Annotated in this window: 23 protein-coding genes, 1 other RNA gene and 1 pseudogene; 12 read left to right on the forward strand and 13 right to left on the reverse strand. The window is 43.1% G+C overall.

What is annotated here, in order from left to right:
- Positions 1–28 precede the first annotated feature (28 nt).
- The 8 genes from AC2VE5_RS06180 to AC2VE5_RS06215 form a co-directional block, all read right to left on the reverse strand.
- Positions 29–1,432: a cytochrome c biogenesis protein gene (locus tag AC2VE5_RS06180; protein ID WP_486886900.1), complete on the reverse strand. Its 1,404-nt coding sequence runs from the start codon at positions 1,430–1,432 to the stop codon at positions 29–31.
- On the reverse strand, positions 1,433–2,161 hold the full coding sequence (locus AC2VE5_RS06185; protein ID WP_486886901.1) for a cytochrome c biogenesis protein CcdA: 729 nt from the start codon (positions 2,159–2,161) through the stop codon (positions 1,433–1,435).
- Positions 2,162–2,233: 72 nt separating this feature from the next.
- Positions 2,234–3,415 carry an FtsW/RodA/SpoVE family cell cycle protein gene (locus AC2VE5_RS06190; RefSeq protein ID WP_486886902.1) on the reverse strand — a complete coding sequence of 394 codons (1,182 nt, stop codon included), beginning with the start codon at positions 3,413–3,415 and terminating at the stop codon, positions 2,234–2,236.
- A gap of 156 nt (positions 3,416–3,571) precedes the next feature.
- Positions 3,572–3,775: a phycobilisome linker polypeptide gene (locus AC2VE5_RS06195; protein WP_009634167.1), complete on the reverse strand. Its 204-nt coding sequence runs from the start codon at positions 3,773–3,775 to the stop codon at positions 3,572–3,574.
- Positions 3,776–4,029: 254 nt separating this feature from the next.
- Entirely contained in the window at positions 4,030–4,515 is a 486-nt protein-coding gene (gene apcB / locus AC2VE5_RS06200) for an allophycocyanin subunit beta (RefSeq protein ID WP_009634168.1), read from the reverse strand.
- Positions 4,516–4,558: 43 nt separating this feature from the next.
- Positions 4,559–5,044, reverse strand: coding sequence for an allophycocyanin subunit alpha (gene apcA, locus AC2VE5_RS06205; RefSeq protein ID WP_486886903.1), 486 nt, complete (start codon positions 5,042–5,044; stop codon positions 4,559–4,561).
- A 378-nt stretch (positions 5,045–5,422) separates the two neighbouring features.
- Entirely contained in the window at positions 5,423–8,818 is a 3,396-nt protein-coding gene (locus tag AC2VE5_RS06210) for a phycobilisome rod-core linker polypeptide (protein WP_486886904.1), read from the reverse strand.
- 300 nt (positions 8,819–9,118) lie between these two features.
- Positions 9,119–10,405, reverse strand: a complete 1,287-nt coding sequence (locus AC2VE5_RS06215; protein WP_486886905.1) for a glycosyltransferase — start codon at positions 10,403–10,405, stop codon at positions 9,119–9,121.
- Positions 10,406–10,470: 65 nt separating this feature from the next.
- On the opposite strand from AC2VE5_RS06215, the gene AC2VE5_RS06220 reads away from it, so the two are divergent.
- From AC2VE5_RS06220 to AC2VE5_RS06260, 9 genes are all read left to right on the forward strand, one after another.
- Positions 10,471–11,682, forward strand: a complete 1,212-nt coding sequence (locus AC2VE5_RS06220) for a class I SAM-dependent methyltransferase (protein ID WP_486886906.1) — start codon at positions 10,471–10,473, stop codon at positions 11,680–11,682.
- Positions 11,683–11,774: 92 nt separating this feature from the next.
- On the forward strand, positions 11,775–12,212 hold the full coding sequence (locus AC2VE5_RS06225) for an N-ATPase subunit AtpR (protein WP_486886907.1): 438 nt from the start codon (positions 11,775–11,777) through the stop codon (positions 12,210–12,212).
- 64 nt (positions 12,213–12,276) lie between these two features.
- A complete protein-coding gene (atpB, locus tag AC2VE5_RS06230) occupies positions 12,277–13,041 on the forward strand; it encodes a F0F1 ATP synthase subunit A (RefSeq protein ID WP_486886908.1) in 765 nt (254 codons plus the stop codon).
- Positions 13,042–13,131: 90 nt separating this feature from the next.
- Positions 13,132–13,380, forward strand: coding sequence for an ATP synthase F0 subunit C (gene atpE, locus AC2VE5_RS06235; protein WP_009634175.1), 249 nt, complete (start codon positions 13,132–13,134; stop codon positions 13,378–13,380).
- 171 nt (positions 13,381–13,551) lie between these two features.
- The gene (locus tag AC2VE5_RS06240; protein ID WP_486886909.1) at positions 13,552–13,977 is read left to right on the forward strand and encodes a F0F1 ATP synthase subunit B'; all 426 of its coding nucleotides are present in this window, start codon (positions 13,552–13,554) and stop codon (positions 13,975–13,977) included.
- A 62-nt stretch (positions 13,978–14,039) separates the two neighbouring features.
- Positions 14,040–14,600: a F0F1 ATP synthase subunit B gene (locus AC2VE5_RS06245; protein WP_486886910.1), complete on the forward strand. Its 561-nt coding sequence runs from the start codon at positions 14,040–14,042 to the stop codon at positions 14,598–14,600.
- On the forward strand, positions 14,600–15,157 hold the full coding sequence (atpH, locus tag AC2VE5_RS06250; protein ID WP_486886911.1) for an ATP synthase F1 subunit delta: 558 nt from the start codon (positions 14,600–14,602) through the stop codon (positions 15,155–15,157). The genes AC2VE5_RS06245 and atpH overlap by 1 nt, the downstream gene beginning before the upstream one ends.
- Positions 15,158–15,245: 88 nt before the next feature.
- Positions 15,246–16,766, forward strand: coding sequence for a F0F1 ATP synthase subunit alpha (atpA, locus tag AC2VE5_RS06255; RefSeq protein ID WP_486886912.1), 1,521 nt, complete (start codon positions 15,246–15,248; stop codon positions 16,764–16,766).
- A gap of 63 nt (positions 16,767–16,829) precedes the next feature.
- Positions 16,830–17,777, forward strand: coding sequence for a F0F1 ATP synthase subunit gamma (locus AC2VE5_RS06260; protein ID WP_486886913.1), 948 nt, complete (start codon positions 16,830–16,832; stop codon positions 17,775–17,777).
- Between the two features lie 62 nt (positions 17,778–17,839).
- Here AC2VE5_RS06260 and AC2VE5_RS06265 read toward each other — a convergent pair whose 3' ends face one another.
- The 5 genes and pseudogenes from AC2VE5_RS06265 to AC2VE5_RS06285 form a co-directional block, all read right to left on the reverse strand.
- Positions 17,840–18,061 carry a PIN domain-containing protein gene (locus tag AC2VE5_RS06265; protein ID WP_486886914.1) on the reverse strand — a complete coding sequence of 74 codons (222 nt, stop codon included), beginning with the start codon at positions 18,059–18,061 and terminating at the stop codon, positions 17,840–17,842.
- Positions 18,051–18,261, reverse strand: a pseudogene (locus AC2VE5_RS06270) (hypothetical protein). The gene AC2VE5_RS06265 and the pseudogene AC2VE5_RS06270 overlap by 11 nt, the downstream one beginning before the upstream one ends.
- Before the next feature lie 28 nt (positions 18,262–18,289).
- On the reverse strand, positions 18,290–18,433 hold the full coding sequence (locus AC2VE5_RS06275; RefSeq protein ID WP_486886915.1) for a hypothetical protein: 144 nt from the start codon (positions 18,431–18,433) through the stop codon (positions 18,290–18,292).
- Positions 18,434–18,514: 81 nt separating this feature from the next.
- Positions 18,515–18,931, reverse strand: coding sequence for a PIN domain-containing protein (locus AC2VE5_RS06280; protein ID WP_486886916.1), 417 nt, complete (start codon positions 18,929–18,931; stop codon positions 18,515–18,517).
- Positions 18,932–19,147: 216 nt separating this feature from the next.
- The gene (locus AC2VE5_RS06285) at positions 19,148–19,327 is read right to left on the reverse strand and encodes a PIN-like domain-containing protein (RefSeq protein ID WP_486886922.1); all 180 of its coding nucleotides are present in this window, start codon (positions 19,325–19,327) and stop codon (positions 19,148–19,150) included.
- A gap of 222 nt (positions 19,328–19,549) precedes the next feature.
- Here AC2VE5_RS06285 and ssrA point away from each other — a divergent pair.
- The 3 genes from ssrA to AC2VE5_RS06300 all read left to right on the forward strand — a co-directional run.
- Positions 19,550–19,936, forward strand: a transfer-messenger RNA (tmRNA) gene (gene ssrA / locus AC2VE5_RS06290).
- 94 nt (positions 19,937–20,030) lie between these two features.
- Positions 20,031–21,029 carry a UDP-glucose 4-epimerase GalE gene (gene galE, locus AC2VE5_RS06295; protein ID WP_486886917.1) on the forward strand — a complete coding sequence of 333 codons (999 nt, stop codon included), beginning with the start codon at positions 20,031–20,033 and terminating at the stop codon, positions 21,027–21,029.
- Between the two features lie 76 nt (positions 21,030–21,105).
- Positions 21,106–21,202: IS1/IS1595 family N-terminal zinc-binding domain-containing protein (locus AC2VE5_RS06300; protein WP_486886923.1), on the forward strand; the 97-nt coding region annotated here is incomplete at its 3' end.

A 21,202-nucleotide genomic window follows, 5' to 3' on the forward strand; every position in this document is an offset into this window, starting at 1 on the left:
CTCCAAGCGTCAACCACTTATAGCGAAATTAAGCCTTAGAAGCAAGTTCTGGTTTTTCTAGCTTTTCAACTTGTTTTTGGGCAGTAATTTGAGCCAAAATATCAAGCATTTCTTGCTCAAAACCTACCTGCGCTCGATTAGTTTTGCCACCCACATAAAAATGTCCATCTTGCTGCAACGCCCAAATTTGCGAATGCGAAACATAGCTCATCACCACACCCAGCATCAATAAAACAAAGCCAGTATAAACAACTGGAATACTGGGGTCAGCCTTAATTTGCAATCCGGTACTGCCAACTATCTCGTCAATGTAGAGAGTTACACCATTAACTTGCGTAGACATTCCAGGGCGTAAAGTAGATATTAACTGCCCTTTGACATCGTAAAGCAGTAGCATTCCTTGTAAATCTCTAGCTAATAGCGAAACACCCTCACTCATATCTGTTTTTGTCGGTATCCAAGTTGCCCAAATCCGCCCTTGTCCGTTGGTGTTTAGTTTTGCCATTGGTAATTGCAAAACTGGGCTTTTGTTCACGCGGATGCGAACGCTGGAAACTCCCCAATCTGTTTGATACAAAGTTACGCCTTTGTAGCGCAAGGGTTCGTTTACAAAAATTGTTTTACGCTTAACTTCTTGCCCTTGTTTATCTAAGACAGATAAATCGGAGTAAAACTGATCGATACCTCCATTGGGCGTGTAGTCAATCCAAAAACGATTCACCCGCAAAGACCAGTCTTGAGGAATTTGTGGTGCTGCCCAAGGTCCCGCATCTACTATATTTTTAACGCTAAAATTGTCACCGCTAGGAACCATCTCTTGAGCGATGAATCCTGTCATTGCGCCCCAAATACCGCCCGCTAAAATTGCAACGATCCCAATATGAACTACAATCGGTCCGATGCGTCCAGCAATGCCTTTACGGGCATATAAATTATTATTTTCCCCAGCAAATACTAAATAATGGCGGCTTTGGAGTTGTTGGGTTAAATCCGATAGCGTGCCTGTATCAAGTTCGGCGCTTAAAGCCAATTTTTGAAACTGACGGGGTTTGTCGTAAAATTTCCATTTGCGCGAAGCTTTGAGTGCTGGCAATTGCCTAGTAAAAGTACAAGCCGTTAAACTAACACCAAATAAAATAAGTAAAGCTAAATACCACCAAGTACGATAAACATGGTCAAAACCCGCCGCTAAAAGCACTTTCCAGCTAAGGAATCCAAATAAGGCAGGGTCTTCAGGATAGTTGGCTTGGTAGAAGGCGACAGACTGCCCTTGCTCAATTACTGTACCGCTAATACTAAAAAGCGCGATCGCAAGTAGCAGCAAAATCGCCAACCGTAAATCTGTAAGTATAGGTAATAATTCTTTTTTTAGAAATCTTTGGGGAACCGACAAAATAGAAGGTGATGGTACAGGTATATTATCTAAAGCCATTTAAAATATTCCCACGGGAAGCCGAAATAATAAGGAAAATACGCCAAAACCGACCAAAATCGCCCCACTTACAGGGGTAATCCATCCTGACCATCGCCGCAACTCTAATAAGTTTTTAATTGCGGCTGTAAAAGTACCTGCCAAAATTAAGGGCGCGACGTAGCCCGCAGTATACGCAAGCAGCAAGCCCGCGCCTAAAACCAAGTCATGAGTACTCGCAATCCAAGCAAGTAAGGTTGCAAGTACAGGCGTACTGCAAGGAGAAGCAACGACTCCAAAAGTTAAGCCGATTAAATAAGAACGCACGCCTGGAGGTAAATCTTTAGAAATCCAATTCATCCCCCCAAAAGACGGCAATTGTATGGGCAACGCTTCTAATAAATTTAGCCCCATCAAAATAGCAATAACGCTGACAATAATTGGTAAACCTATGCCCACTTGCCCGTAAACTTGCCCCACAAAGGCGGCAACTATTCCTAGGGCTGCTAAAGTAGTGGCAAGACCTAAAGCAAACCAAGTAGATGCGATCGCAGCAGTGAGTCGGTTTTTAGTTTCATAGCCGCCAATATAGCCAATCGTAATCGGCAGCATAGATAGCATACAAGGAGTCAAGCTGGTCAGCAGACCCGCCGTAAAAATAATTGCAATACTCGTCAAGCTTAGATGAGTTAGCTGGTTCGTAACTAGATTATTTGCAAAGTGTTCTAGTTCGTATATATAAGTTTGCATTCTTTTCGAGCATGAAATGCTGATTACTACTCAATTTTAACGTAGTTAGCAAAAACTTATTTGTAGCCTTAGCTAAAAATGTGATCGCCCATTTACAGGACTGCGCTGTGGTAAAGACACCACTTGTCCCTCACTACTTTCTCTAGCGACGCGAATTAGTATTCCAGCAATTAGCAAGCTCGCAATAACTGAATTACCACCATAGCTAACCAAAGGCAAAGGCAAACCCGTAGTTGGCAAAGCACCAGAAGCCACGCCAATATTTAACAATGATTGTCCTACCAAAAAAATCATTGTGCCAATTGCGACCAAACGATGCACTGCATTTGCCGCTTTAAATGCTACAAGTAGGGCGATCGCGCTATAAACTACCAATAATAGTAAAAATAGTACGCAGCCAATAAAGCCAAATTCTTCGGCAAATACCGCAAAAATAAAATCTGTATATTGAATTGGCAAATAAAACAACTTTTGCTGAGATAGTCCGTATCCCGCTCCCCAAGTACCGCCAGAACCAATTGCCAACAAGCTTTGTACCAGTTGGTAGCCAGTATCTATCGCATCCGCCCAAGGATTGAGAAATGATAACACCCGTTGTTTTTGATAGTCATGCCTGCTGATACTACCAAATGCCAGCAATATCCCACTTATAGCTGTCAAAGCTAAGTATCCATAAGGCAATCCTGCTGCTAGTGCTACTAACCACAAAGCCATCCCACACAATGCAGCTGTGCTTAAGTTTGGCTGTGCCAAGATGCCACCCAGTGCTAACGCAAAAACACTCAGCCAAACTAGCCGAGATTGCCATTTTAATTTATGCCACTGCCCAAAAACACGAGCGCTTTGCAGTAATAAAAACGGCTTGATTAGTTCTGAAGGCTGTAATTGAAATGAACCCAAGGCTATCCAACGAGTTGCACCGTTGGTATTGATTCCTATTCCTGGAATTAAAGTTACAAAAATCAGTACCACAAACAGAAATACAAACCAGTGCGCCACACCCAAAGTTCGCCGCAAAGGTGAATGCACAACCCAGTTGAATGCTACTAAGCCAATAACTATTGAGATAATTTGCCGCTTAAAGTAATATAGCCCATCATCAAAATCTGCTTCGCCAACGGCGTAAGATGCAGAGAACAGGATTACCAAGCCGATAAATACCCACAAAAAAGTTAGCCAGCGCAATAACCGCGCCAAAGTAGCCCATCGGGACGTAGACGTATCAAATAAGGGGATTAATTGGCGTAACTCCACAACAACTTACAGGGCTTCACGACATTAGGAGTTTGACACTCGATGCTCAATAACGCAAGAGTAATCTAATATTTTTTAAATTAGTATATCTATTGCCATCAAAAAAGGAGGCTGTAACACCTCCTTAAACGTAAACCTACTTAAAAATTAAAGTAATTAGGCTAGACCAGTATTCATACCAGGCTTACCCGTAGCTAATTCAACTTTCATAATTTTACCGCCCATTTTCATGATGCGCTGCTGTTCGCGAAACCAATTTTCATAAGGGACTAACTTAGTAAAATAAGTATTTTGTAATTCTCTTTGGGTGCGAATCCGTGTTTGACTGGGAACGCAAGCAGTTATTTTAAACATTCGCATTGGTTGTAATCTCCTAGACTAAATGAGAAAAATTTTGATTTCAATGGTTGCAAGTAAAGTCCTATGCGATCACCTTTACTCTACTCTTATCTATAGTTCGATCGAAGGCTGGGAGTCAACTCGTCAATACTAGCCTGTCCGCACTCACCGACTGGGTTTAGTCAAGATAAGCGACAAAACTTTCTAGCACTCACAAATTAACTCCCAGACCTCAAATAAAGATGCTATCTAACCTTTGCAGGTTAAAACAGCTATTAGCTTAAGCCAGAACAGATGTAGTCAAAGTAAACGCCCATTTCTTTGCCAGCATCAGGACCAACTAAGCTTGCGGTTACTTCTTTCATTGCTTGGATAGACTGAACGGTTGCACCGATAGGTACGCCCAAGGAATTGTAGGTTTCTTTCAATCCGTTGAGTACGCGCTCGTCAAGAATTGAAGGATCGCCTGCTAACATTGCGTAGGTCGAATAACGCAAGTAGTAGTCCAAATCGCGGATGCAAGCAGCATAGCGACGAGTGGTATACATATTACCACCGGGGCGAGTGATATCCGAGTACAACAGTGACTTAGCTACAGCTTCTTTAACAATCGCTGCGGCGTTAGCGCTAATTGTGCTTGCTGCACGAACGCGAAGTTCGCCAGTTTGGAAGTAGCCTTTCAGCTTCTCCATTGAGGAGTTGTCCAAGTACTTACCTTGAACGTCTGAAGAATTGATTACAGAAGTAATTGCGTCTTGCATATCTTGATTCCTTTAGCAATTTTTTGAGTAGTTTTGCAGCTACTTACTGCATAGCACCGACTAAATAGTCGAAGTAAGATCCAGCTTCAGCTGCATCTTCACCGGACATCATTGAAGTAGCAACGTTTTTCATTGCGCGGATACCTTCAGCAACGCCTTCAATAGGTGTACCGAGAGAGCGATACATTTCACGTACGCCTACAACACCAATTTCTTCGATGGGTGTAACGTCACCAGCTACTACTCCGTAAGTAATCAAACGCAAGTAGTAATCCATATCGCGCAGACAAGTAGCAGTCATTTCTTGACCGTAAGCATTTCCACCAGGAGATACTACGTCAGGACGCTTTTGGAACAACTGGTCGCCAGCTTGCTTGACAATGCGCTCGCGGTTCTCTGTTAAAGCTTGAACGATCCGCAAGCGGCGCTCTCCACTTCCAACAAAGCTCTTGATCCGATCTAGCTCACCGGGGCTGAGGTAGCGAGCTTCGGCATCCGCATTCACGATTGATTTCGTGACAATACTCATTAACCGATTCCTCCAATAAAATGAACCAATTTTTTAAACTGGCTTAATAACTAACTGAGTTTATCTAAATAGCGTGCAATCTACACAACTATTACCGCAATTAAGACAGTAATTCTTTATTAGGCGCTTGCGTAAACCTATACACAAACTTTTAAACTCATTTACCTTCCGCAAATATTCTCCTGCATTCCGTTCACGTTTTGACTCACGTCTTAATACTTTTTAATATATTTTTCATTTAGGTGAATAATTACATACTTTCTTAATTTCTTATGACGTTGAACGAGCGCAAGAACTGGTATATGGAGGCGCTGGATAGAAAACAGACAGCAATGCGATCGCATTGCTGTCTGTTTAGCTAGATATTTTTAAGGCAGCTTAGCGCCCTGTAGAGCCTTGTGTAATCGACGAAGGCGACAGATCCGACCAAGACTGCTTAACTAAGTCCGCCGCCGCTTTAACGCTGCCTAGGTAGTTACCCGCAGGCAATGAGGGGTAGCGGGGGTAAGGTGCAACATCTTCACCAAAATACTGAGCGTATTCGGTACTATCTACCATTGCCTCTACTGCCGCCTTTAAGCCGCCATCTGCTAGTAGCTTGTTGTAGAAGCGAATTTCGCTTTGAGTAGCAGGAGCGCGACCCAAGATGTGACGGAATAAAAATTCAATCACTTTGGTATTGGGATAAGGCGTATAGAAGCGCCGACGATAGATATCGGAACTAGCTAGAGTACGGACAAATTCTCTGACATTAATTTCGCCATTGCGCAGTTTGCTGTCTAAATCGGAAATTCTCAGCCCATCAGGAACCTGACCGCTAAAGATATCCATTATTTGACAGTAAATAGCATTAATTGCCAGTTGAGTTTCGGCGGCGTTGTTACCGTTAGTAACGCGATGAATCCGCGCAGGTTTGCGGCGAGTTGTACCAACGCCAACTTCGACAGACTGACCACGACCGTTATTGTAAGAACGTCCAAGCTCCACAAATAATGGTTGACTTTGGTCAACTTGACGCGCTGCAAACGCCATATCGGCGATCGCTTTTGCCATCATCGGCATTTTGTCTGTTGCCATCATCGGCGTTACAGGCTCAAAGCTAGGTACAACCAAATCGTCATTTTGCTTGGTTAGCTGGTTGTACAACTTCTCGGTATTCGGGAAGTTAGCCGCAGGTAGAGTTGGGAAGCGACGATAAGGGATCGTATCTTCGCCAAACACTTGAATGTACTCAGCACAATTTACCATCGCACTGACGAAGCCGCGAATACCCGCCGAAGCTAAGATTTGGTTGTATTCCCGAATCTCTGCTTGATTTTTGGGGGCGCGTCCTAAAAAGTGCTTAGTTCCAAGTTCAATTACCTTGGTATTGGGGTAAGGAGTGTAAAACTCTTTGATATAGAGACTTGAGCTACCCAGTCCCTCGATAAATTCCTTAACATTAATTTCCCCATTGCCTAGCTTACTTTCTAAAGCAGTAAACTCGTTTTGAGCGACGTAAGGTTCAACATCGCGCTCAAATACTTGGCGATAAGCAGCCCGAATGGCAGTTTTTAAGGCAACTTTGTCGCTGGTATTGGTGAGCTTAAAGACTTTTGTTTGTTCGCGCTGCTTGTTAACGCCTTGGTTGACGCGGAACTGAATATCTGGTTCTGTCCGCATTTCCTTGACTTCGCCTAGCTCAACAAAGCGTGGGGTTTCTGTTTGCTCTACCTTAGTACTGACAATATCTTGATTGATACTACCAACTCGGAGACTCCGCAATGCTAAACCACCAGGAGTTAAATAACGCTCGTAAGGAACAGTATCTTCTCCAAAGGCTTCGCTGTACTCTGGGCTGTCAATTAAGGCATCTATCAAAGCATAAAAGCCTTTTTTGGCACAGATATCAAAGTAGCTATTGATTTCCGCTCTGCCATAGGTAGGACGACCCAATAAGCGGCGATGAATGTACTCAACAGCTTTAGTAACGTACAAAGAAGTCCAGTAAAGCTTGCGGAACAAATCCGATTTAGCTAACTGACGCACAAACTCCCTAACTGGAATTTCGCCATTTTCTAGCTTAATTTCTGCTACTTTTAGGCGCTGTCCTTCGTAGACATCCCGCCCAAATACTTGCAAATATGCGCCTTTAATTACGGCTTGAGTAGAGCTTTCCGAGTATTTAACGCTCGCGCCTTTAGGTGACTTTCTGCCGCTTGTACCGGGAAGTTGGTCTAAGCGGAATATCTTAGGTCCTAGAGAACCAGGGAACTCGCCTCGCGCTTGAGGAGTGCTGTTTTGGTTATTGATTCCAGGTCCTTGGTGAATCAAGATCCGCTTGGTATCTTTACCAAAAGGAGCGGGACTTGTGCTGGGGTTACGGGTTTCTTTAGGGAAAATTGCTCCAAATTGAATCTCCAATGGATCGTTACCGGAACCATAGGGATGTTGATCTGGGAGAGGCTTTTCGTAAGCGGCAAACAAAGTAACAAACTGTGGTACTTTCCGGAAAGGAGCGCTGTAATTTAGTAAGTCTTGCTGCGCTCCCCAGTTGCGACATTCTTGGGCTTCCTGACCCAATCCTCGTAAGTATGGTACTGTTTCTTCACCAAAGTAGTCGGCGTACTCTTTAGAATCAACTAGCGCATCGATTAAGGCTGGTAAACCACCATTAGAGACAATCGAGAAGTAATTTTGTACTTCTTCGCGGCTAGAAGGACCTCTGCCCAAAAAGTGACGGAAGGCAAGCTCTAGAGCGCGGCTGTTGATAAAAGGTTGAAAAAATTGTTTTTGGTAAAGAGGAGATTTCCCAACGCGGCGGACAAACTCTTTCATTGAGATGTCGCCATTTTTGACTTGGGATTCTAAGTTAGATATCGACTGGCTGTAGGCGCGGGTAATATCGCGCTCAAAAATTTGTCGATAAGCGGCTTTGATTACTTCTTGCTTTTCTCCGGCGGATAAACCGGGCTTCATGACAAACTTCGGACGACGCTCGGCGGCGTTAAAGTATATCTGTGGTAGTTGTAACCCTTGCAAATCGCCAGAAGGACGTTGCCGCAGCTTTTCTGAAGGGGTAGGCGCTTTAAATTCTGTAATCAGTACATCCATGTACTGGCTGACAATATCAGCCGCTTCTGTATCCTTACGGAAGTAAGACAGCGATGCTTGCTTAATTTCTTGCAAAGCGACAATTGTTGCTTCCCCAGAACAAGCATTTTCAATGATTTCTCTTAGTCCCCGGACGTTGACCGCAATAATATTGGGATCGCCAGCAACGATCGCATAAGTCGCGTAACGTAACATCCAGCTTAAGTCCCGTAAGGACTTTTGCATATTGCTAGGACCATACCGGGAAACGTTGATCGGACGGAAATTTGCTGGAGTAGCACCACCAGGAGAGGAACTAAATAGCGATCGCAATCCCTCAAGAAAACCACCCCGGCTCTCTACATAGGTTACGTTTCCTAGTTGCATTCCTGTTTTTAGAGCGTCTGGCGCTCCTACGCTGGCTAGTTCCAATTCCTTTGGCTTTTCTAAGTAAGCCATTGGCGAACCACCAACGAAGATCCGGTTAGCGGCGCGAGACACAATTAATTCGGCATTTTTGCTTAGTGTCTCGGCAATTTCTAATCGTTTTGTTCCCGATGCAAAATAGTTAGACAGTTCGTTCAGTTCGCCACGCTCTAAAAAGCGGTCTTGTTGTTCCGCTTGGTTGATTGTTGCGACTGCTAGCGTTTGATATAGCTGCGGACGCGCAACTGAGCTTCCACCACTTGCCTTAACACTCATGCGATTATTTAAACTCCCATCATATTTTTTACTGTATTAAACCTGACCGGGATACCAGTAAACTTTCTTTTGAGCTACTTCAAAACTTGACAAATCGCCGCTTTTACCCCTGTGTTAAGGAACTGCGATTTTTATATTGCTGCTAGATAGCAATCGCGGTTTAAAGTTAACTCGGTCAGTTCCTACATTAAAACGTTTTGAGTAGTTTCCGCTTGAATATTAAGAAGTGTATATAATTCCCAGGATTGGGGCGATTTTTACGAGGATAAGTTGGCGTTGAAGTGTGATCGTGTTTGTAAACTAATTAGGTAAATTTAGATACGCTTCAATCCGATCACACGCTGTCTGTACGCCATTTTCTGAGCGAATTTGCTGTTTTACTAATGCCGCTTGTTGAGCGTATTTTGGCTCGTGCAATAGCTGCTTTAATTCTGCGGCTACAGCGATCGCCTGATAATTGTTACGTTTAATAGTACGAGCTACACCTAACCGTTGTGCGCGGGCAGCATTATCGGGTTGATCGTGACTGTAGGGCATAACTAGCATAGGACGACCAGATCTCAAAGCTTCGGCTGTTGTCCCAATTCCACCTTGATGCACGATGACTGAGGTGTAAGGGAATATTTTGGAATAGGGCGCGTAGCTGAAAGTAACTATATCTGCTGATAATAAATTTTCTGGTAGTTGATTGCGCGTGTCTTCTCCAATTATCAATACTGCACGGCATCCTAATTGTTTGGCAGCGATCGCGCTTTCAATGTAAAAATTGCCTGCATCATTGACGGCGGCTGAACCCAAGGTAAAAATAATCGGCGGCGAACCAGCTTTAAGAAATTCTAATAATTCTGGTGGTAGTTCCCCAGCTTGGCGATCATAAAAGGGAAACCCAGTAACGAAAATTTTCTTGTACCAATCTCTTTGAGGTTGAGCAAAAACTTGAGAGAATAAAGCTAGAACTAAATCTGGTGAATGTTGGTCTTGAAAGAAAGGATCTCTAACTGGTGATAGCCCTAATTCCGCCCGAAGTTGTTGTATGGGTGAACTCCAAGGAAAAATACTAAGTTTGCCTACAGACATTAATAAGCTATTGATTAAATTAGAAAACAACCCTAAATCAACACGACTAATTTGATTTGCTAAAACTGGCGGATCGTATGCTGATAAGAAGGAAATTGGCGATAATACGCTAGAAATCCAACGTATGCCTGTTTTTTGCGCTAGTAAAGCACCAGCGAAACTTATCGGATGAGTAATGAGTAAATCAGCGCCGCCTATAGCTTGCGTTAAATCGTTGTAGGTATCTTTTAGGTAAGGCAAAATTAACTGGCGTAAAACGTACTCTGTTCCTTTTTCTGAGTCCATAGCTTGTTTGATCGCTACTTGGGCTTCCTCAGTGTTTTTATCGGGTAAATTAGGTCTGACAGGGTAAAACTCAAGATTTTCTGCTTCAACTCGATCTCGATAAATCTCGCTAGTTACGATCGCCACATTATGTCCTCGTTGCTTCAATTCTACTGCGATCGCCATGTAAGGGTGCAAGTCGCCTAACGAGCCATAAGTAGTTATAACAATACGATGATTACCCATATTTGATTATTAGCCTTAGTAGTCGGACATTCGCTAAACTACGGGATGCTGCAATTTTTCTCACTATGCCAGATCCTCAAAGCGTTAGCGCTGCTGTTGCCAAACTCTACGATACTTATCCCTTTCCTCCCGAACCCTTGCTAGATGAGCCACCACCAGGTTACAACTGGCGTTGGAATTGGCAAGCTGCTTACAATTTCTGCACCGGACAAAAGCCCCAAAAACAGGATGTTCGCATTCTTGATGCTGGCTGTGGTTCGGGTGTAAGTACGGAATATTTAGTACACTTAAACCCCCAATCTCAAGTAGTTGGTATCGATCTTAGCGCGGGTACTCTAGCGGTAGCCAAAGAACGCTGTCAGCGATCAGGAGCCGATCGCGTTCAATTTCATCAATTAAGTTTATACGACGCAGACCAGCTTGAGGGGGAGTTTGACTTAATTAACTCTGTTGGCGTACTGCACCACTTAGACGATCCAATTCGCGGTATTCAGGCTTTAGCCAAAAAGGTAGCTCCCGGCGGCTTGATGCACATTTTTGTCTATGGAGAATTGGGACGCTGGGAAATTCGTTTGATGCAGCGCGCGATCGCCCTCCTCCAAAATGACAAGATTGGTGATTACCGCGATGGTGTTGAAGTTGGACGCAAACTCTTTTCTGCACTACCAGAAAACAACCGCCTTGTCAAGAGAGAAAAAGAGCGTTGGTCAATGGAAAATCAGCGCGATGAATGTTTTGCTGATATGTACGTCCATCCCCAAGAGATTGACTACAATATTGAAACTTTGTTTGAACTCATTGATGCTTCAGAGTTAGCCTTTTTAGGCTTTTCTAATCCTAATTTTTGGCAAATAGAGCGACTTTTGGGCAAAGAGCCCTCGTTACAGGAAAGGGTAGAAAAATTAAGCGATCGCGAAATTTACCGTTTGATTGAATTACTAGACCCTGAAGTCACTCATTACGAGTTCTTTTTAGGACGTGCGCCTTTACCTAAAAACGATTGGTCAGTTGATGAAACCCTTTTAGCGGCAATTCCCGAACGTCATCCGTGTATGGAAGGTTGGGAAAGTAAGTGCTTATTTAACTACGATTACCAAATTGTCAATTTATCGCAACTTGAGTTTGAGTTTTTGCAACAGTGCGATAGCGCAAGCGCGCACGCAGGGCTTCGCAATTCAACCAAAACTGTAGGCGAAATCTTGATAAAAGTACCGTTGGACTTAGAGAAAGTAAGACAATTACTTTCTCAACAGTTAGTTATGCTTACACCTAGTTAATTATTTTTAAAGAATCGTTACCACACCTGTGCTACGATCTTTTCTGGCTCTTTGGAGTCAAACCACTTAATTAATGACGGTTTGCGAGTCCTGTGAGCTTGTCAAACGAACCCACGACCACACCCGAAGTCGAAGAAAATTCTTCCCCCGATTCTGCCCCTTCAGAATCGGGAAAATCGATGCAGGAATTTTATCAACTCTCCAAAGAGTTGTTTTCAATTACCCTGGTTTTGACCGGGATAATTTTTATCTCTGTATGGATTTTTTACTCGCTTAACATTGCCCTAAATTATCTGATCGGGTCATGCACTGGTGTGGTTTACTTGAAAATGTTGGGTAAAAATGTCGAGCAACTTGGCGTAGAAAGCCCCCAGTTGAGTAAAAATCGATTTGCACTGCTGATTGGATTGCTAGTTGTAGCAAGTCAATGGGATCATCTGCAAATCTTGCCCGTATTCTTGGGATTTCTGACTTACAAAGCCACGCTCCTCGTGTATACGCTCCGCACGATTTTTACTCCTGACTCTTAAAGAAGTTAGGTTTTGAAAAAATCGCAAGTTAACTCCTAAAACTTTAGGATCGAAAACTTCCGCAATGGAAATGCTCAGTGTGTTAAACGCCTTTAACTATAAGTTCCTCGCCGCCTTAGAAGTCGGTCAGCATTTCTACTGGCAATTGGGCAGTCTCAAAATTCACGGACAAGTATTTCTTACTTCCTGGTTTGTAATTTCCCTTCTAGTGATAGCTTCTCTAGCTGCAACTCGAAATATCCAACGAATTCCTAGCGGCATCCAAAATTTTATGGAATACGCCCTAGAGTTCATTCGGGATTTAGCAAAAAACCAAATCGGTGAAAAAGAATACCGTCCTTGGGTTCCATTTGTTGGAACTTTATTTCTGTTCATTTTTGTATCAAATTGGTCGGGTGCATTAATCCCCTGGAAGTTGATTAGACTTCCAGAAGGTGAATTAGCCGCACCCACTAATGACATCAATACCACCGTAGCCCTGGCTTTACTGACTTCTTTGGCGTACTTTTACGCAGGTTTTAGTAAAAAAGGTTTGAGGTATTTTACAAAATACATCGAACCCACACCGATACTACTACCGATCGCAATTTTAGAAGATTTCACCAAGCCCCTTTCCCTAAGCTTCCGTTTATTTGGTAACATCTTGGCGGATGAATTGGTGGTGGGAGTATTAGTTTTACTCGTTCCCTTGTTTGTACCACTGCCCGTAATGGCTTTGGGATTATTTACTAGCGCCATTCAAGCTCTAGTTTTTGCCACCCTAGCCGCCGCGTACATCCATGAAGCACTAGAGGGGCATGGCTCTGAAGAACACGAGGAGCATTCATAGCCCTCAGTTGAGTGTGATCGCACTAAATAGCGCGTAAAATACGCATCTGTTAACGTTCATTTTTTGTACATTTTAGGTAAGGAAATCATCATGGATCCATTAGTCGCTGCTGCTTCTGTAATCGCTGCTGCTTTAGCAATTGGTTTAGCTGCAATCGGACCTGGTATTGGTCAAGGAAATGCTGCCGGACAAGCGGTAGAAGGTATTGCTCGTCAACCAGAAGCAGAAGGCAAAATTCGCGGTACTTTACTACTAACCTTGGCGTTCATGGAATCTCTTACCATTTACGGTCTAGTTATTGCTTTAGTATTGCTATTTGCTAATCCTTTCGCTTCCTAAGAAAAGTCGCATTTTTAGAGACGTGGAAATCGCGTCTCTACACTTAGAGCAAGTTAATTAAGAGTGATTAAGGTAATTACCCCCACCGCAGTTAGGGGTTTATTGAATTTATCAAAGGTTGAATGATGTTGCCTGTAATTAAAATTGCTGTTCTAGTCCAAGGGGAAAACAATGTTTGATTTTGACGCTACTTTGCCCTTAATGGCATTGCAGTTTCTCCTCCTAGCAGCTTTATTGAATGTAATTTTCTATAAGCCAATTACTAAAGTATTGGACGATCGCACTAATTATATTCGTACCAACAAAACGGATGCCCGCGATCGCCTAGCTAAAACCGAACAATTGGCAGCCCAATACAAGCAGCAGTTAAACGAAGCCCGGAAACAGGCTCAATCAGTGATTACTACTGCCCAAGGCGAAGCTCAAACCATTGCGAGTCAAAAAGTTGCCGAAGCTCAAAAAGAAGCTCAAAGCCAAAGAGAACAGGCACAACAAGAGATAGACAAGCAAAAGATTGAAGCAATGCGCTCATTGGAGCAACAAGTAGAGGCTCTGAGTCGGCAAATTATGGACAAACTGCTAGAGCCAGCTAGATAAAGCAATTGCCACACACTAACAACCAAATTTATTTTATTAGCAATCGAGCAGGGCAGTTGTAGATGAATATAATCGGAAGTTATTTACTCACCGCCGCCGCCGAGGTAGGTACAGCCCACGCGGAAGCCGAAGGCGGTTTTGGTCTCAATCTCGACATTTTTGAAACAAATATCATTAATCTAGCCATTTTGATTGGGGTATTGTTTTACTTTGGTCGGGGGCTGTTAACCAATATTTTGACTGAGCGCAAAGCTGGGATTGCCACCGAAATTCAAGCGGCGGAGAAAAGCGCCAAAGAAGCCGCTTCAGCCTTGTCTGAGGCTCAACAAAAGCTAACTCAAGCTCAAGCTGAGGCTCAAAGGATACGCAAAACTGCGGAAGAAAACGCCCAAGCTGCCAAAGAAGCAATTTTAGCTCAAGCAGTAAAAGACGTAGAGCAGATGAAACAAATGGCAGCGAATGACTTGAATACAGAAACGGAAAGAGCGATCGCCGATCTGCGCCAGCAAGTAGTCGCTAAAGCTTTGCAAAAAGTAGAATCAGAACTACGTCAGCAAGTAGATAGCAATGCTCAACAGAAATTATTAGACCGTAGCATAACGCTATTAGGGAGTGAAGCCTAATGAAAGGAAGTGGCGGTATAGATTCAGAAGTAGTAATGCCTTACGCTCAGGCGCTAATGTCTTCGGCAAAATCGCAAAACATTACCGAGGAAATTGGCGCAGATGTCCGCTCTTTGCTAAGTTTGCTGCAATCTTCCGACCAGTTGCAGAACTTTGTAGCTAATCCTTTTGTGAAAGAACAAGACAAAAAGCAGGTATTAGAACAAGTAATAGGCGATCGCGTTCATCCTTATTTGCGTAACTTTTTGCGAATACTGGTAGATCGGCGACGGATATTATTGTTAGAAGGAATTTGTCAGCAGTATTTGAATCTTTTGCGCCAACTAAATCAAACAGTTTTAGCAGAAGTAACATCTACCGTAGAACTGAGCGAAGAACAGCAGCAATCGATTAAAGATAAAGTCAAATCGATGACCAACGCCCGCGAAGTCGAGCTAGATACGAAACTTGATTCAGAATTAATTGCTGGAGCGATCGTTAAAGTCGGCTCTCAAGTAATTGATGCTAGTCTTCGAGGTCAGTTGCGTCGCCTGTCTTTAAGCTTAACTAGAGGCTAGTTGAAAGTTTTCTTAGCGCAAGGCAATTTGAGAGGGAATTAAATCCCCTTTATTTTAGTCAAACAATCCTAAATCACCGAAGATAAACATGGCTATTAGTATTAGACCCGACGAAATTAGCAGCATTATCCAGCAGCAAATTGAGCAGTACGACCAAAACGTTAAAGTTGATAACGTTGGTACGGTATTACAAGTAGGAGACGGGATCGCCCGGATCTATGGCTTAGAAAAAGCCATGGCTGGGGAATTACTCGAATTTGAAGATGGCTCGATTGGTATCGCCTTAAACCTCGAAGAAGACAACGTAGGCGCGGTATTGATGAGTGAAGGGCGCGATATTCAAGAAGGTAGCTCGGTTAGAGCCACCGGAAAAATTGCTCAAGTCCCCGTCGGCGATGCGATGATTGGTAGAGTTGTAGATGCTCTAGCTCGTCCCATTGATGGTAAAGGCGATGTTAATACTAGCGAAAGCCGTTTGATTGAATCCGGCGCACCCGGAATTATTGAACGTCGTTCGGTATACGAACCAATGCAAACTGGGATCACGGCTATTGATGCAATGATTCCTGTAGGACGCGGCCAACGAGAATTGATTATTGGCGATCGCCAAACTGGAAAAACATCCATCGCCGTTGATACCATCATTAACCAAAAAGGCGAAGATGTAATTTGCGTTTATGTAGCGATCGGACAAAAAGCTTCTACAGTAGCGAATATCGTCAACGTGCTGCAAGAAAAAGGCGCGATGGAATACACCATCGTAGTTACAGCTAATGCCAATGCTCCAGCTACCCTGCAATACTTAGCTCCTTACACAGGCGCAAGTTTGGCTGAATACTTTATGTATAAAGGCAAAGCAACCTTAATTATCTACGACGATCTTTCCAAGCAAGCCCAAGCTTATCGTCAGATGTCGCTATTACTCCGTCGTCCACCAGGACGGGAAGCTTACCCCGGCGATGTATTCTATCTCCACTCCCGTTTACTAGAGCGGGCTGCAAAATTGAGTAACGAACTCGGTGAAGGTAGCATGACCGCCTTACCTATTATCGAAACTCAAGCTGGAGACGTATCGGCTTACATTCCGACTAACGTAATTTCGATTACGGACGGGCAAATCTTCTTATCTTCCAACTTGTTTAACTCTGGCTTGCGTCCGGCGGTAAACCCTGGTATTTCCGTATCAAGGGTAGGTTCGGCGGCTCAAACTAAAGCGATGAAGCAGGTAGCTGGAAAAATTAAGCTAGAACTTGCTCAGTATGACGATTTAGCAGCATTTGCTCAGTTTGCTTCCGATTTAGACCAAGCTACCCAAAATCAGCTATCACGGGGTAAGCGCCTGCAAGAACTATTGAAGCAGCCTCAATACTCGCCCTTATCTGTCGGCGACCAAGTAGCAATTCTGTACGCCGGAATTAACGGCTACTTAGATGACATCGATGTAGACCAAATATCTGCTTACACTACAGGACTGCGGGATTATCTAAAAAGCAGCAAAGCTCAATACGGCGAATTACTCCGCAGCGAGAAGAAGCTAGGCGATGAAGCCGAGAAACTTCTCAAAGAAGCCATCAACGAGTACAAGCAAACCTTCATGGCATCGGTATAAGCTGTTAGCAATTTAGCGGTTAGGATGGCTAATCGCTAAATTGTTATTAGAGGTAATAAAAATATGGCTAATCTCAAAGCAATTCGCGATCGCATCAATTCAGTCAAAAATACCAAAAAAATCACTGAAGCTATGCGCCTAGTAGCGGCAGCTAAGGTACGGAGAGCGCAACAACAAGTAATTGCAACTCGTCCGTTTGCCGATCGCTTGGCTCAAGTATTATTTGGGTTACAAACTCGTTTAAGGTTTGAAGAAGCGGATTTGCCCCTTCTTAAGCAGCGCCAAGTCGGAACTATTGGCTTATTAGTCATTTCTGGCGATCGCGGTTTATGTGGTGGTTACAATAGCAATATTATCCGTCGGGCAGAAAATCGCGCTAAGGAAATCAAAGCCGAAGGACGTGACTACAAGTACATTCTAGTTGGTCGTAAAGCTTCTCAATACTTCCAGCGCCGCACTCAGCCTATTGAGGGCGTTTATACGGGCTTAGAGCAGATTCCAACGGCAGCAGAAGCGTCTAATATTGCCGATCAACTGCTGTCCTTGTTTTTATCTGAGAGTGTAGACAGAATTGAATTGGTTTATACCAAATTCGTTTCACTAATTAGCTCTCGCCCAGTAGTTCAAACGTTGCTACCTCTAGATCCCCAAGGGTTAGAGGCGGCGGATGATGAAATCTTTAGATTGACAACTCGCGGCGGTGAGTTTGAGGTGGAAAGACAAAGAGTTACTACCGAAGCTCGTCCTTTTCCCCGTGATATGTTATTCGAGCAAGATCCGGTACAAATTCTGGATGCCTTGTTGCCGTTATACTTAAATAACCAGCTACTACGAGCATTGCAAGAATCGGCAGCCAGCGAACTAGCAGCCCGGATGACAGCGATGAACAGCGCCAGCGACAACGCCAAAGAACTAATTGGCAACCTGTCGTTGACTTACAACAAAGCCCGTCAAGCGGCGATTACTCAAGAGATTCTAGAGGTTGTTGGTGGTGCGGAAGCCTTAACTTAATCAGCACATTAATTAGAATTTGTTAAGAGCGCTAGAAATTCTAGCGCTTTTTGTTTGCTTAATTAGGTAAAAATAGACCTGTTGCATAAATGGTAAATTAGCGACTTCAAAATATTAGAAACTATTACCAAACGTGTAGAGTTTTCTGCACCAAATAGCAATTCTCCGACAGCAAACATTGGTAAAACTATTTCCGGTAATGTCAGCACTTTTTCAGGAATCGTTGTGTCTCCATTCAAGAAACGAACCGTAACAGAGGTATCTAGGGCAATCTCACCACTCATTCAAATCTACCTGGCGACGCTCTTTTGCTATCTCTTGTTGTAGTTCTTCCGCCTCTGAGTCACTTAAAATTCCTGCGAACTTCGTCAAAGGATGTTTTTTGGGTATAGCCTTAACCCGATGTAAAAAAATCCAGCACTGTTTGTACTAGCTCGTCGGGAGCTTGTTCGAGTTCCTGAATCAATTGCTCTCGGTTTATCATGCTTTCACGGTTTCCTAGCAAAGTGAAGTTAGCACTTCTTTAGTTTATCCAAACGCTGAATTTGCTTGCTGAGACTGAACACCAACAGATCGCCTTTAAAAGCATCACTGCCAAATACTGTTTCATTGTCACCAATAAATAACATTTTTCTGGAAGTGCGATCGCATTTCACAACCTAATCGCTCTACTCTACTAATAACTCAAAGCGCGATTGCGTTACAAATAAAACAGGGTTATTTAGGTATGAGTGGACTCACATCGTAAACTCTCCTATATTCTTCTGATGAAAATCATCTAGGATGTTTTGACACTCAATTAGCTGTTGCTCTGCTTTTTCCATTTCTTCAGTAACTGCTGCATGAACAATTTTTAGTCCTACTGATAATTTGTGTGTGAGAAAGATTTTCCGCCGCCGACTTACTCTTTGTCTAAACTCTTGCTTCAACCAGTCATTTAAATAGGATTGTTCATTATAAATAACTCCGTAGTCGTTATCTCTGGTAACAATTACGATATCTTTATGACTATCCATGGCGCATTGAACGATCCATTCCCAATTAACAGCATCTCCAATAGAAGTATCATTAGATTTTCGAGGTGGATATCCCAAACAAAATCTCTTGCGAGCTAAACGTCGAATTTTAAAACGTTCTTTTGACTCACGAGCCAAGTTGTACGGGGAAGTAATTCCAAACAATCTCTGTAGAGATTGAAATACAGGATCATTTTGCGAGGGGTTGGTTAGAATTTCCTGAATTTTTTTTATTAACTACTTTGTATTGACTTATAATTTCTTTACGGTTTTTCTCTATCATCTGTGATGCCTGAAGTCCAATAACTAGAGCAGGCGTAGTTAACTTGGCCCAATCAGGAGTTGAAAACTGTTTCAGTGATTCAACAATAACTTTTTGTCTGTTTTTTTACATTCCATTTCGATCTGAGAGCCAATTATTAATCGTTCTTTGCAAGCCTCCAACTGTTTAAGATATTTCATGCTTATGTCTGATTTTTGTATACGATAAAAGTCAAGAAGAATATTTGTGTCTACAAAAAGTAGAGCATCCATGTCTAGTGTGTTTATATCTTCAGGCACTTGTTCTTCTATCGAAACATCTAACTATTGATTATATGCAAGCTTTCTTGATCCATTAGTAATCGGCAAGTTATACGAAAACTTTCATATAGTAATAATCACCAAACATGATCGCATCCTACAACCAACCCTACCAGCAACAACTAATTGCTCAAGATGTCAATTTCCTAATAACGAACTATAATAGGAGAACGCGGGGCTTTAAAGGTTTCGACAGGTTGGCGAAAGCTACTCTGTGATGCAGGTCGAGAGCGAGTCTCCTCTCGTAAATCAAAGACTCAAAAAAAAGTAAATGCGAACAACATCGTTCCTTTCGCTCGTAAAGCAGTAGCCGTAGCCTAAAAACTCTCGTCCACTGTGAGCGTCTATAGTTTGACTCCGTTAAGGACTATAGACCAACCCCCAACGGATGCTCTAGCAAATGTTCTCTGGGTGGTTTGCTAGTTAAGACTTAACCAGTGCATCCCACCGTCCGGGATAAGGGACGGTTCCCGCCTTGAGGATTAGATAGGATAAACCTGTGAATGAACGGGGAGTCAATACCCAATTTGGACACGGGTTCGATTCCCGTAAGCTCCATAAATCTAAAAATCCATCTAGCATTTTGCTGATGGATTTTTTGTTTAGTAAGACACCTCGATTAAACTAAGTAAAGTTGAGGTAAAAAGGAGAAAAAATGACACCTGTAAAACCTACTATTTTAGTTACGGGGGGAGCAGGATATATTGGCTCCCATGCAGTGCTTGCTCTGATGAATGCAGGTTATGAAGTAATTATTCTCGATAACTTGGTTTACGGACATCGAGACTTAGTAGAAAATGTACTCAAAGCAGAGCTAATTGTTGGTGATATTAACGATCGCTCTTTGCTTGATAAACTATTTGCCAGCCGTAATATTGCCGCAGTCATGCACTTTTCCGCCTACGCTTATGTAGGAGAATCTGTTAATGACCCAGCTAAATATTATCGCAACAATGTAATTGGAACGATAACTTTGTTAGAAGCAATGATCGCTGCTTCAATTAAGAATTTTGTGTTTTCTTCTACTTGCGCTACTTACGGTGTACCTCATACCGTCCCAATAACCGAAGACCACTCCCAAAATCCGATTAATCCCTACGGCGCTACTAAATTAATGGTAGAGCGAATTTTGCAAGATTTTGATGTGGCTTACGGTCTAAAATCTGTTTGTTTTCGCTACTTCAATGCCGCCGGAGCCGATCCCAACGGCTTGCTAGGAGAAGATCATAACCCCGAAACTCATCTGCTACCTTTAGTGTTGATGGCAGCGCTAGGTAAACGCGATTCGGTGTCAGTTTTTGGCACTGATTATCCTACCCCCGATGGAACCTGCATCCGTGATTATATTCACGTCACAGACTTAGCCGATGCTCATATTCTTGGTTTGGAATACTTATTAAATGGGGGAAATACTACTGTATTTAATTTAGGCAACGGTCAAGGATTTTCTGTCAAAGAAGCAATTGATACAGCAAGGATCGTCACAGGCCGAGAGATAAAAGTAGTGATGAGCGATCGCCGTCCTGGAGATCCGCCAATTCTTGTCGGCAGTAGCGATAAAGCTAGAAATATTTTGGGCTGGGAACCTAAGTACCCAGCCCTAAAAGAAATATTGGCTCATGCTTGGAATTGGCATCAAAAAAGGCATATTTGACAAATTTTAAAGGGTAGTGCGTCAAATAAACGTGGGATTGGTAGATTAGAGGGGATCTCTCATCTGCAACTCGTCCATGCAATGCCCTTTGTGTGATCATTCTAAAGCCCATAAACACGGCAAGATGCCCAACGGACATCAACGCTATCTCTGTCCTGTTTGCCAACAGACGT

The organism is Aliterella sp. E5.1 (assembly GCF_057473825.1).